We start from the raw sequence: 12,500 nt of genomic DNA on the forward strand, positions 1-12,500 counted from the left end.
GCTAGTAAGATCCCTGAAAGATGATCAGGTTGATAGGTTCGAGGTGGAAGCATGGTGACATGTGGAGCTGACGAATACTAATAGATCGAGGACTTAACCATATAATATGTAGCAAATGTTATCTAGTTTTGAAGGAATATGCCTTCATAGTTTGGTGATGATGGCAGAGAGGTCACACCCGTTCCCATACCGAACACGGAAGTTAAGCTCTCTAGCGCCGATGGTAGTTGGGACCTTGTCCCTGTGAGAGTAGGACGTCGCCAAGCAAAAACCTAAGTCGATTCGACTTAGGTTTTTTTATGTTTATTTTTATTTATCAGCTGTTATAATCTATAATTTTAATAGTCCTAAAGAAGAAAAAAGATAAAATAGAAACGATATAAAGTGATAAGAAGGTTATAAAGTAATATATTTAAATGTAAATTAAAGGTAAGAATTACCTTTTGCATGAATTTAGTTGTAAAATGAACAAAAAAATTTTTACTCTTACATAACCTCTTTGTTTTTTTAGGGTTTTACATAAGGCTGAATCTATAATTAAGGTAGTTAACATATATTTTTGATGGGTGTGGGGGATTATGAAAGAAATATGCATGTTATTAGTGGCTGTTATATTATGGGGGACAGCCATTGCGCCAACGAAATGGGCGTTAGAATCTATTCAACCGTTTACTTTGTTGTTTATTCGTCTTTTCTTTGCGGGTGGAATTTGTATGCTATTCTCATTTAAACAACTACAAAAATCAGTTGTACATAAAAAAGTTCCATGGAAAAGAATGAGTTTGTTAGCTTTTACCGGTGTAGCTGGATATTTTATGTTTACATCCTACGGCATTTCTTTAACAAGTGGATTACATGTTAGTATCATAGATGCTGCATTACCATTAGTTACAATTCTATTTTCAGCATTCTTTTTGAAAGAGAAAATTCGGTTGAATTATTGGATAGGAATTATATTGGGGGCTATAGGAGTACTCTTTATTACGATTCCATCTAAAGGTGTTGATCAAGAAGTATCTTTAATAGGAGATGTACTTATATTATTGAGCACTTTTCTATTTGCTTTCTACACAGTTTTGTTAAAACGACCAAAACAAGAACAGTATTTATCAAATGAGGTATTTACCACATTAACTTTAATTATCGGAGCTGTTATTCTATTGCCGTTTGCCTTGGTAGAAATTCTTTATTACGGTTTCCCAAAGATTGAAACTTGGAAAACGGGATTTAGTGTAATGTACCTTGTTATTGGAGCAACAATTTTAGCATATTGGTTCTGGAATAAAGCGCTAGAGAGAGTTTCTGCATCAGTAAGTGGATTATATTTAAATGCATTACCGTTAATAAGCATTGTTACTTCAATTATCCTATTAAATGAATCTCTGACATGGAGGGTAATAATGGGGGCAAGTCTAGTTTTAATTGGAGTAGGATGGGCGGATAAGCAAAAAATACGTAATCTATTAAAAGGTAATAAGGTGTAGAGTCGGGACTGTTAAACAGTATGTTTTATATAATTAAAAATGTTAAAAAGATACCTTATATATATGAGGTATCTTTTTATATTTAGCAAAGAAAATAGACTGAAATTAGTATGGATATTCTTTGCTATATCTATATGTATCGAAATCATTTTGAAATATTGTTTGAACGAGCTGCATACACTCAGTATCGTAAAAACTTTCGAAAGTAGGATGGCGAGGGAATAAAGGATTCGTAATATCGGCTTCACTAAAATCCCCTTTATAAATCATGGTGGGAGTTTGATGATGCCAAGATGTTGAGAACTCATTTATTGGTGCAACTTTTAATTCGAAACGCTTTTCTAATTCTTTCATTTCCTGATTGAAGTTTTCTAAGTATATATAATTGGTCACATATTCTTCTTCACCAGTTATATATTGTTGTGTGAAATGTGGGTTAATGTCATCTGCTTGAGCACCTTTAATAAATAAGTAGTATAGAAATTGTTTAAATGAGATCCCTTTAGGAGAGTTTTCATCTTGATATAAAAACTTTCGGATGGGTTTCCATTCGGGATTTTCCACATAAGGAGGTGCAATTAAGGATACGAAAGAACTGACTGCCCTCCTATAAGGGTTGCGAACAAGTTTAAAAGTTTCTTTTTGTTTTTCTCGTAACGCTATACCTAGTTGTACACTATAGGCAGGTGTATTTTTGTATATATGATATTCATAATTATGAATGAAAGGGCTGTAGCTTAGAGCTGTTTGTAATAAATCAATCTGGTAAAAGAACCAATTAGCAAGAGAGGTGCAACCGCTTTTTTGACTCCAAAATAGAATGATGGGGAAATTTCTATGATAGTTTGGAATTCTTGAATGGGTGCTTATGATGCGTAATACAGAAGAATCGAACAATCTCTACACTCCTTTCAGTTATCTTATTAATATGTATGAGAAATAAAGAAGGGGTATGAGAGTATCTTTCATCTTTTAAAAAAAAACGAAAGATTAATATTGACTATTATTATATTGAGGTGTAATATAAAACAAGTCGCCGATGCAATAATGCAGAAAACGACAAACGAAATAAAAAAACTTAGTTGACATTGAAACATGAAGATGTTAACATAAGGGAGTCGCAAATGAGCGACCAAGTAGTTCTTTGAAAACTGAACGAAACAAACAACGTGAAACGTCAATTTTTATTTTTAGATGCTAGACAAACTAACTTTATTGGAGAGTTTGATCCTGGCTCAGGATGAACGCTGGCGGCGTGCCTAATACATGCAAGTCGAGCGAATGGATTGAGAGCTTGCTCTCAAGAAGTTAGCGGCGGACGGGTGAGTAACACGTGGGTAACCTGCCCATAAGACTGGGATAACTCCGGGAAACCGGGGCTAATACCGGATAACATTTTGAACTGCATGGTTCGAAATTGAAAGGCGGCTTCGGCTGTCACTTATGGATGGACCCGCGTCGCATTAGCTAGTTGGTGAGGTAACGGCTCACCAAGGCAACGATGCGTAGCCGACCTGAGAGGGTGATCGGCCACACTGGGACTGAGACACGGCCCAGACTCCTACGGGAGGCAGCAGTAGGGAATCTTCCGCAATGGACGAAAGTCTGACGGAGCAACGCCGCGTGAGTGATGAAGGCTTTCGGGTCGTAAAACTCTGTTGTTAGGGAAGAACAAGTGCTAGTTGAATAAGCTGGCACCTTGACGGTACCTAACCAGAAAGCCACGGCTAACTACGTGCCAGCAGCCGCGGTAATACGTAGGTGGCAAGCGTTATCCGGAATTATTGGGCGTAAAGCGCGCGCAGGTGGTTTCTTAAGTCTGATGTGAAAGCCCACGGCTCAACCGTGGAGGGTCATTGGAAACTGGGAGACTTGAGTGCAGAAGAGGAAAGTGGAATTCCATGTGTAGCGGTGAAATGCGTAGAGATATGGAGGAACACCAGTGGCGAAGGCGACTTTCTGGTCTGTAACTGACACTGAGGCGCGAAAGCGTGGGGAGCAAACAGGATTAGATACCCTGGTAGTCCACGCCGTAAACGATGAGTGCTAAGTGTTAGAGGGTTTCCGCCCTTTAGTGCTGAAGTTAACGCATTAAGCACTCCGCCTGGGGAGTACGGCCGCAAGGCTGAAACTCAAAGGAATTGACGGGGGCCCGCACAAGCGGTGGAGCATGTGGTTTAATTCGAAGCAACGCGAAGAACCTTACCAGGTCTTGACATCCTCTGAAAACCCTAGAGATAGGGCTTCTCCTTCGGGAGCAGAGTGACAGGTGGTGCATGGTTGTCGTCAGCTCGTGTCGTGAGATGTTGGGTTAAGTCCCGCAACGAGCGCAACCCTTGATCTTAGTTGCCATCATTAAGTTGGGCACTCTAAGGTGACTGCCGGTGACAAACCGGAGGAAGGTGGGGATGACGTCAAATCATCATGCCCCTTATGACCTGGGCTACACACGTGCTACAATGGACGGTACAAAGAGCTGCAAGACCGCGAGGTGGAGCTAATCTCATAAAACCGTTCTCAGTTCGGATTGTAGGCTGCAACTCGCCTACATGAAGCTGGAATCGCTAGTAATCGCGGATCAGCATGCCGCGGTGAATACGTTCCCGGGCCTTGTACACACCGCCCGTCACACCACGAGAGTTTGTAACACCCGAAGTCGGTGGGGTAACCTTTTTGGAGCCAGCCGCCTAAGGTGGGACAGATGATTGGGGTGAAGTCGTAACAAGGTAGCCGTATCGGAAGGTGCGGCTGGATCACCTCCTTTCTATGGAGAATTGATGAACGCTGTTCATCAATATAAGTTTCCGTGTTTCGTTTTGTTCAGTTTTGAGAGAACTATCTCTCATATATAAATGTATGTTCTTTGAAAACTAGATAACAGTGTAGCTCATATTTTTTAATTTTAGTTTGGTTAAGTTAGAAAGGGCGCACGGTGGATGCCTTGACACTAGGAGTCGATGAAGGACGGGACTAACGCCGATATGCTTCGGGGAGCTGTAAGTAAGCTTTGATCCGAAGATTTCCGAATGGGGAAACCCACTATACGTAATGGTATGGTATCCTTACCTGAATACATAGGGTATGGAAGACAGACCCAGGGAACTGAAACATCTAAGTACCTGGAGGAAGAGAAAGCAAATGCGATTTCCTGAGTAGCGGCGAGCGAAACGGAATCTAGCCCAAACCAAGAGGCTTGCCTCTTGGGGTTGTAGGACATTCTATACGGAGTTACAAAGGAACGAGGTAGACGAAGCGACCTGGAAAGGTCCGTCGTAGAGGGTAACAACCCCGTAGTCGAAACTTCGTTCTCTCTTGAATGTATCCTGAGTACGGCGGAACACGTGAAATTCCGTCGGAATCTGGGAGGACCATCTCCCAAGGCTAAATACTCCCTAGTGATCGATAGTGAACCAGTACCGTGAGGGAAAGGTGAAAAGCACCCCGGAAGGGGAGTGAAAGAGATCCTGAAACCGTGTGCCTACAAATAGTCAGAGCCCGTTAATGGGTGATGGCGTGCCTTTTGTAGAATGAACCGGCGAGTTACGATCCCGTGCGAGGTTAAGTTGAAGAGACGGAGCCGCAGCGAAAGCGAGTCTGAATAGGGCGTTTAGTACGTGGTCGTAGACCCGAAACCAGGTGATCTACCCATGTCCAGGGTGAAGTTCAGGTAACACTGAATGGAGGCCCGAACCCACGCACGTTGAAAAGTGCGGGGATGAGGTGTGGGTAGCGGAGAAATTCCAATCGAACCTGGAGATAGCTGGTTCTCCCCGAAATAGCTTTAGGGCTAGCCTTAAGTGTAAGAGTCTTGGAGGTAGAGCACTGATTGAACTAGGGGTCCTCATCGGATTACCGAATTCAGTCAAACTCCGAATGCCAATGACTTATCCTTAGGAGTCAGACTGCGAGTGATAAGATCCGTAGTCAAGAGGGAAACAGCCCAGATCGCCAGCTAAGGTCCCAAAGTGTGTATTAAGTGGAAAAGGATGTGGAGTTGCTTAGACAACTAGGATGTTGGCTTAGAAGCAGCCACCATTTAAAGAGTGCGTAATAGCTCACTAGTCGAGTGACTCTGCGCCGAAAATGTACCGGGGCTAAATACACCACCGAAGCTGCGAATTGATACCAATGGTATCAGTGGTAGGGGAGCGTTCTAAGTGCAGTGAAGTCAGACCGGAAGGACTGGTGGAGCGCTTAGAAGTGAGAATGCCGGTATGAGTAGCGAAAGACGGGTGAGAATCCCGTCCACCGAATGCCTAAGGTTTCCTGAGGAAGGCTCGTCCGCTCAGGGTTAGTCAGGACCTAAGCCGAGGCCGACAGGCGTAGGCGATGGACAACAGGTTGATATTCCTGTACCACCTCTTTATCGTTTGAGCAATGGAGGGACGCAGAAGGATAGAAGAAGCGTGCGATTGGTTGTGCACGTCCAAGCAGTTAGGCTGATAAGTAGGCAAATCCGCTTATCGTGAAGGCTGAGCTGTGATGGGGAAGCTCCTTATGGAGCGAAGTCTTTGATTCCCCGCTGCCAAGAAAAGCTTCTAGCGAGATAAAAGGTGCCTGTACCGCAAACCGACACAGGTAGGCGAGGAGAGAATCCTAAGGTGTGCGAGAGAACTCTGGTTAAGGAACTCGGCAAAATGACCCCGTAACTTCGGGAGAAGGGGTGCTTTCTTAACGGAAAGCCGCAGTGAATAGGCCCAAGCGACTGTTTAGCAAAAACACAGGTCTCTGCGAAGCCGTAAGGCGAAGTATAGGGGCTGACACCTGCCCGGTGCTGGAAGGTTAAGGAGAGGGGTTAGCGTAAGCGAAGCTCTGAACTGAAGCCCCAGTAAACGGCGGCCGTAACTATAACGGTCCTAAGGTAGCGAAATTCCTTGTCGGGTAAGTTCCGACCCGCACGAAAGGTGTAACGATTTGGGCACTGTCTCAACCAGAGACTCGGTGAAATTATAGTACCTGTGAAGATGCAGGTTACCCGCGACAGGACGGAAAGACCCCGTGGAGCTTTACTGTAGCCTGATATTGAATTTTGGTACAGTTTGTACAGGATAGGCGGGAGCCATTGAAACCGGAGCGCTAGCTTCGGTGGAGGCGCTGGTGGGATACCGCCCTGACTGTATTGAAATTCTAACCTACGGGTCTTATCGACCCGGGAGACAGTGTCAGGTGGGCAGTTTGACTGGGGCGGTCGCCTCCTAAAGTGTAACGGAGGCGCCCAAAGGTTCCCTCAGAATGGTTGGAAATCATTCGTAGAGTGCAAAGGCATAAGGGAGCTTGACTGCGAGACCTACAAGTCGAGCAGGGACGAAAGTCGGGCTTAGTGATCCGGTGGTTCCGCATGGAAGGGCCATCGCTCAACGGATAAAAGCTACCCCGGGGATAACAGGCTTATCTCCCCCAAGAGTCCACATCGACGGGGAGGTTTGGCACCTCGATGTCGGCTCATCGCATCCTGGGGCTGTAGTCGGTCCCAAGGGTTGGGCTGTTCGCCCATTAAAGCGGTACGCGAGCTGGGTTCAGAACGTCGTGAGACAGTTCGGTCCCTATCCGTCGTGGGCGTAGGAAATTTGAGAGGAGCTGTCCTTAGTACGAGAGGACCGGGATGGACGCACCGCTGGTGTACCAGTTGTTCTGCCAAGGGCATAGCTGGGTAGCTATGTGCGGAAGGGATAAGTGCTGAAAGCATCTAAGCATGAAGCCCCCCTCAAGATGAGATTTCCCATAGCGTAAGCTAGTAAGATCCCTGAAAGATGATCAGGTTGATAGGTTCGAGGTGGAAGCATGGTGACATGTGGAGCTGACGAATACTAATAGATCGAGGACTTAACCATATAATATGTAGCAAATGTTATCTAGTTTTGAAGGAATATGCCTTCATAGTTTGGTGATGATGGCAGAGAGGTCACACCCGTTCCCATACCGAACACGGAAGTTAAGCTCTCTAGCGCCGATGGTAGTTGGGACCTTGTCCCTGTGAGAGTAGGACGTCGCCAAGCAAGCTTAAGACGAGTCAGAATGACTCGTCTTTTTTATGTTTTATAAAATAAGCTCGTTATCTGTAGTTTTCTTGAGCTATAAATAACGAGCTTATTTGTGTTAAAAAATAGCAACATGAAAATTCAGTAAAGCTCTGTTTATTATAGTTCTGCTGTATTTTTCACATCAATGAGCTCAAATCGTTCGCAAACGAGTAGCATATCTTCAGAAAAAGTAAAACCAAACTCATTTAGTTCCTTTGTAAAAAAACGAACATGGGTGTCTTTCCAGTAATTATACGTGCAATCTCCTTCGCCTTCAGCGATAGCGAATTCTTCGCTTACTTCATTCATCGGTGTTACAGTTACTTCTATTGTTTTAATAATCGCTACAGGTTCATCCTGACTATTGAGTATAATACTATAATCATTAGTCGTCGGTAGTGGTTCATTTTCTAACTCATAAAAAATGTGACAGGAGCATGTTGCGGTTTTGATACCATCAATTACTAATTGTGCAAGATAATTAGGGGAATCCCCAAATTGCCAAGCTGTAACAGATGCTGGTTTTTCATTGTTTCCCCAATAAGTATCCCAATATGTTTGTGCTAATGGATTCATTTGTATCGTTACCTCACTCTAATTAATATGTAGTCTTTTTATAATCCCTGAGAAATTTACTTATTTGTATGCCTTTGTACGCATTTAAAATTTGTATCGGTGTGTTGTGAATTAAGAAAGAGAATATGCGGAATGAATATGGTTTGTAAACACGTTCTGTCCATATATGGGATTTTTAATTTTCCAATTGTGTCGTACGGTAAAGGATATAACTGTTTGAAGAATATTCGGATTATTAAGGGCGGTTTATTACAACTATGCCATATTGAAGTGAGTAATACTAGAGGTGAAATAGAGAAAAAACTGATATTCCAACTTGAATATCAGTTTAGTAATATGTGACTTATATGAATCTATAGCAATATGAACAGCGTAAATAAGATAGCCAGCAAAATACGATAATATGCAAAAGGTTTTAAACCGATCTTCTCTAAAAGCTTCAAAAAAGTTACTACGGCTAGCATTGCTACTATAAAAGAGGTAATGAATCCTACCGCAAACATAGGGATGTCATCAACGCTTAAATACTTCCAACTTTTTAATAAGTCTAAGCCTGTAGCTCCAACCATTACAGGAAGAGCAATGAGAAAAGAGAATTCAGATGCGGTCTTATAATTTACTTTCGCTAATAACCCTCCAGAAATAGTAGAGCCAGCTCTAGAGAAGCCAGGATATACCGCTAAGCATTGAAATAATCCAATTGTTAATGCTTGACGGTAGGTTAAATCATCCAGTGAATAGGCGGTTGCTTCTGTCTTTTTTACTTCTGCAAAAATCATAAGAATTGCTCCTGCTACAAGTCCAATGACGACAGTATATGGCTGAAATAAGTATGTTTTAATAACACCATGTAATAGTAATCCAGCAACTACCGCTGGGAATACACCAAGAAATACATGGAATGCGTTGAATTTTTTCTCTTTTCGTAGAAGAGGTTTAATATTACATAAAGAAACAAGGCGTTTATAGTATAAAATCGCAATAGCTAAAATTGCGCCTAACTGTATAACGATTTCAAAGGTCTTTGCTCTTTCTCCTTCGAAGCCTAATAAATGTCCGACTAATATAAGGTGGCCAGTAGAAGAGATAGGTAAAAATTCTGCTAATCCCTCTACAATACCGAGTATGAAGGCAATGATGATATCGCTCATAGTTTCACTCCTATAAATTAATGAATATCTACTCTCTTAAAATAGAATAGTGTTGCAATAAATCCGAAAATTGCTGTTGCTGCAATGATGATATAAGAATACTCTGGTGGATATGTGGGTTGTAATTCGTTATTTGCGATATCTAGAGTAGCGGTCCACGGAAATAGATCTTTATGTTTAGAGTTCACGAGCATAAGGTTAATCATTGTAATAATGACCGTTAATATAATAGGTGGTACATAGGTCTTCATTACAACGGTTAATAGTACAATAGGTGAAGACAATAGAAAGAGAAGTCCACCACATATTAAAAATTTTACGAGAGAGCTTAAGAGTAAGATGGTACTAAATCCAGGGAAGCTACCTATTAGCCCTAATAATAAAGTTAGTGTCCAAGCGACTAAAGTAAGCATTATAATCCAAAGAAAGAGAATGATGAACTTACTTATAATAAAGCTAATGCGTGAGACTGGAATAGTTAGTAAATGTTTTAGTGTATCTTCTGTATATTCACGGGTAAACAGATAAGCAATCACTACCCCATATAAGGGGAATCCTATAATTAAAGTAGTATATAAGTTAACTTCGGTGAATAGTTGATGGAACAAAATAGTTGGAGTAGGTTGTTTTGTTTTTATGTGTATATAAGACGCTACGACCACTAAGAAGGGTGCGACACCAGCCCCGATAATGCTAATTAAAAACATATTGGAACGTTTTAATTTTAATAGTTCTGTATAGAGCAGATTAACCAATTGTTCCACCTCCAACTAGATTGGTGAAATAATCTTCTAATCTGTCTTCGCTCATCGCCATTTTTAATACATCGACATCATTAAGAACGAACGTTCTGTTTATGTGTCCTTGCTGTCCAAAATGAGAATAAATACGAATATTCCCTTCATCATGTACTTCATAATCAAAAATTTGAAGATGATTTTCTAATAGCATCGTGGCTCTATTGTCATTATTCACTTGAAATTCTATGTACTTACGGTTGGTTTTGCGTAGCGTATCAAGAGAAACTTCTTCTAGTAACTTTCCTTCATGGATAATTCCCATACGATCGACTAGTTGTTCTACTTCAACTAATATGTGACTAGAAATGAGTATCGTTATATTTCTTTCCTGAGCTAAAGATTTAATGAGTTTTCGCATTTCTTTAATACCGATTGGATCGAGTCCATTAGTTGGTTCATCTAGTATGAGTAGTTCAGGGTAGTGGAGAAGAGCACGTGCAATTCCTAAGCGCTGCTTCATTCCTAAAGAATACTTTCCTACTAACTTTTTTGTTTCATGCTGTAAGCCTACTATTTCTAATGCTTCTTCAATGGCATTCTTTTTGTGGATCCCAATTATCTTTGCATTAATTAATAAGTTTTCTTTTGCAGTTAAGTTTTCATAAAACCCTGGAACCTCAACGATAGAACCAATTCTTCTTAAAATATTTTTTTGATTTTGAAATAAGTCTTCTCCGAATATTTCAATATTTCCACTTGTAGGCTTTATAAGGCTAAGTAGCATACGTATGGTTGTTGTTTTGCCCGCACCGTTGCGTCCTATGAATCCATAAACCTCTCCTTGTTGAACATTAATATTTAGATTATCTACTGATTTTTGAGTGCCATATACTTTAGTAAGGTTAGTCGTTTTTATAATTGTATGTATAGGAGACACCTACTTTCTATAAGTTCTTACTTACATAATAAGAAGGAAGGCTTAACTGCATATTAATCATTTCTTAACTATTTCTTAAAAGAAGTGTATTTTGGAATGGAAAAACCAAAAGTAGTTCGTTTCCATGGGATACTTTCAACCCATATATGCCCACCATTTCTCTCCACGAGCGCTTTAGAAATCGAAAGCCCGAGACCGCTACCACCAAAAGAGGAGGTTCTTGATTGTTCGCTTCGGTACATTCGCTCAAATATGTTTTGTAAATCATGTTTTGGAATGCCAGGGCCTTTGTCCCAAATAAGAAGTTCATATTCTGTATTGGTTTCTAGTAGTTCGATTCCTACTGTTTTCCCATCTTTTCCGTAATAAATGGCATTTTTTATTAAATTACCTATAATTCGCATAAGGCTAAGGTGATCTGCGATGATAGGACAAGTAGATTCTGGTATAAGAACCTGTAGTTCGATATTATGTTTTGAGAGTTCAGGTAAAAAATCGATTAAAGCTTCTCTAGTAACTTCAGAAAAGTCGAGTTCTTCTTCTTTTAGTGGGAATTCATTGGCGTCTAGCTTTGCCATATTGAATATTTCATCAACTAGATGTTTTAAGTTATTTGATTTCATATAAAGTATTTTAAGATATTCTTGCTTTTCTATTTCAGAAGCAGCTACTCCATCTTTTAAAGCATCGATATATCCAATAATGGAGGTGAGTGGCGTTCGGATATCATGCGAGATACTAGACAAAAGTTGTTTTCTAGATTCCTCGTATCTTTTTGCTTCAATCCGAACCTTTTCTAATTCAGCTATTAGTTCGTTTATTGAAAAAACGATATGATGTAAGGAACGGTCATTGCTTGTGAATAATCTCGTTTGTAAATTTCCGTTTAATACACGACTTAATTTAGTATTCATTGATTTGTGATTTTGAATAAATTGTATCCTTGAAAAGAAGAGATAAGTTGTAATTAAGATAAGGGTAATAAATAAAGACATTTTTACTCTTGGGCCCATTTGTATATTTAAAAGTCCGCAAATGATAAGTTGTAATGAAATAAGGAAGAGGGTTTTATCAGTCTTCAAGCTTTTCACCTACAAACTTATAACCAATTCCCCATATAGTTTGAATGAATTTTGGATTAGAAGGATCGATTTCTATTTTCTTTCTAAGTTTTCGAATATGTACCATAACGGTATTGTCATCTTCTATATAATTATCGTCCCACACATTTCGGAAGAGCTGCGTTTTTGTAAATACTTGCCCTGGGTTTGAAGTAAAGAATTTTAATAGTTCCAGTTCTTTTCCGGTTAAGTTGATTTCCTCTTTATTTGTATGAACTGTATATGTATTTAAATTGATAGTGAGTCCTTTAAAAGCTAAAGTTGTTTTTTCTTGAACGGTATTGTTACTTCCAAGAACTAAAAAACGCCGCATAAGAGCTTTTACTCGTGCAACCACTTCGTGAATGCTGAAAGGTTTCGTAATGTAATCATCAGCGCCAATGCTTAAACCTAAAATTTTATCAACTTCGTGATCTTTAGCGGTCAGCATTAATATCGGTACGTTAGTTTTATCTCTAAGCTTTCTACATA

The 12,500-nt window shown here is 40.4% G+C and carries 8 protein-coding genes and 5 rRNA genes (2 of these 13 cut by a window edge); 6 read left to right on the top strand and 7 right to left on the bottom strand.

All coding sequences use genetic code 11. The features are described 5' to 3' along the window. The 3 genes from BTOYO_RS15020 to BTOYO_RS15030 all read left to right on the top strand — a co-directional run. Positions 1-101, top strand: a 23S ribosomal RNA gene (locus tag BTOYO_RS15020); it begins 2,821 nt to the left of the window's first position. 49 nt (positions 102-150) lie between these two features. Beyond that, positions 151-266: ribosomal RNA gene (rrf, locus tag BTOYO_RS15025) — 5S ribosomal RNA — on the top strand. Between the two features lie 312 nt (positions 267-578). Then, complete coding sequence (locus BTOYO_RS15030; RefSeq protein ID WP_000658279.1) at positions 579-1,484, top strand: DMT family transporter; 906 nt, start codon at positions 579-581, stop codon at positions 1,482-1,484. A 105-nt stretch (positions 1,485-1,589) separates the two neighbouring features. On the opposite strand, the gene BTOYO_RS15035 is transcribed toward BTOYO_RS15030, so the two are convergent. Further along, the gene (locus tag BTOYO_RS15035) at positions 1,590-2,381 is read right to left on the bottom strand and encodes a sulfotransferase family 2 domain-containing protein (RefSeq protein WP_000460466.1); all 792 of its coding nucleotides are present in this window, start codon (positions 2,379-2,381) and stop codon (positions 1,590-1,592) included. Positions 2,382-2,696: 315 nt separating this feature from the next. Between BTOYO_RS15035 and BTOYO_RS15040 the strand changes: the two genes are divergently transcribed. The 3 genes from BTOYO_RS15040 (at position 2,697) to rrf (BTOYO_RS15050) (ending at position 7,480) form a co-directional block, all read left to right on the top strand. Next, positions 2,697-4,248, top strand: a 16S ribosomal RNA gene (locus tag BTOYO_RS15040). Between the two features lie 145 nt (positions 4,249-4,393). Beyond that, positions 4,394-7,315: ribosomal RNA gene (locus tag BTOYO_RS15045) — 23S ribosomal RNA — on the top strand. Between the two features lie 49 nt (positions 7,316-7,364). Further along, positions 7,365-7,480: ribosomal RNA gene (gene rrf, locus BTOYO_RS15050) — 5S ribosomal RNA — on the top strand. Together the 16S, 23S and 5S rRNA genes form the textbook arrangement of a ribosomal RNA operon. A 141-nt stretch (positions 7,481-7,621) precedes the next feature. Here the strand turns inward: rrf (BTOYO_RS15050) and BTOYO_RS15055 are convergent. The 6 genes from BTOYO_RS15055 to BTOYO_RS15085 all read right to left on the bottom strand — a co-directional run. Then, entirely contained in the window at positions 7,622-8,080 is a 459-nt protein-coding gene (locus tag BTOYO_RS15055; protein WP_001068552.1) for an ASCH domain-containing protein, read from the bottom strand. A gap of 353 nt (positions 8,081-8,433) precedes the next feature. Continuing rightward, positions 8,434-9,231: an undecaprenyl-diphosphate phosphatase UppP gene (gene uppP / locus BTOYO_RS15065; protein ID WP_001279970.1), complete on the bottom strand. Its 798-nt coding sequence runs from the start codon at positions 9,229-9,231 to the stop codon at positions 8,434-8,436. Between the two features lie 17 nt (positions 9,232-9,248). After that, the gene (locus BTOYO_RS15070) at positions 9,249-9,986 is read right to left on the bottom strand and encodes an ABC transporter permease (RefSeq protein ID WP_000247704.1); all 738 of its coding nucleotides are present in this window, start codon (positions 9,984-9,986) and stop codon (positions 9,249-9,251) included. Continuing rightward, the gene (locus BTOYO_RS15075) at positions 9,979-10,908 is read right to left on the bottom strand and encodes an ABC transporter ATP-binding protein (protein WP_000074551.1); all 930 of its coding nucleotides are present in this window, start codon (positions 10,906-10,908) and stop codon (positions 9,979-9,981) included. Before BTOYO_RS15075 ends, BTOYO_RS15070 begins: the two co-directional genes overlap by 8 nt. A 68-nt stretch (positions 10,909-10,976) precedes the next feature. Next, a complete protein-coding gene (locus BTOYO_RS15080) occupies positions 10,977-11,990 on the bottom strand; it encodes a sensor histidine kinase (RefSeq protein ID WP_000845344.1) in 1,014 nt (337 codons plus the stop codon). Beyond that, a protein-coding gene (locus BTOYO_RS15085; RefSeq protein WP_000651986.1) for a response regulator transcription factor crosses the window boundary here: on the bottom strand, positions 11,980-12,500 show its 3' portion. It continues 193 nt past the right edge of the window; the window shows 521 of its 714 coding nt (coding positions 194-714); its start codon lies beyond the right edge, outside the window; it ends in the stop codon at positions 11,980-11,982. Before BTOYO_RS15085 ends, BTOYO_RS15080 begins: the two co-directional genes overlap by 11 nt.

This window comes from Bacillus toyonensis BCT-7112, from assembly GCF_000496285.1.
Taxonomy (GTDB): domain Bacteria; phylum Bacillota; class Bacilli; order Bacillales; family Bacillaceae_G; genus Bacillus_A; species Bacillus_A toyonensis.

Coding starts and splice junctions, on each gene's coding strand:
- uppP (WP_001279970.1), bottom strand. CDS start 9,231: ATGAGCGATATCATCATTGCCTTCATACTCGGTATTGTAGAGGGATTA.
- BTOYO_RS15055 (WP_001068552.1), bottom strand. CDS start 8,080: ATGAATCCATTAGCACAAACATATTGGGATACTTATTGGGGAAACAAT.
- BTOYO_RS15030 (WP_000658279.1), top strand. CDS start 579: ATGAAAGAAATATGCATGTTATTAGTGGCTGTTATATTATGGGGGACA.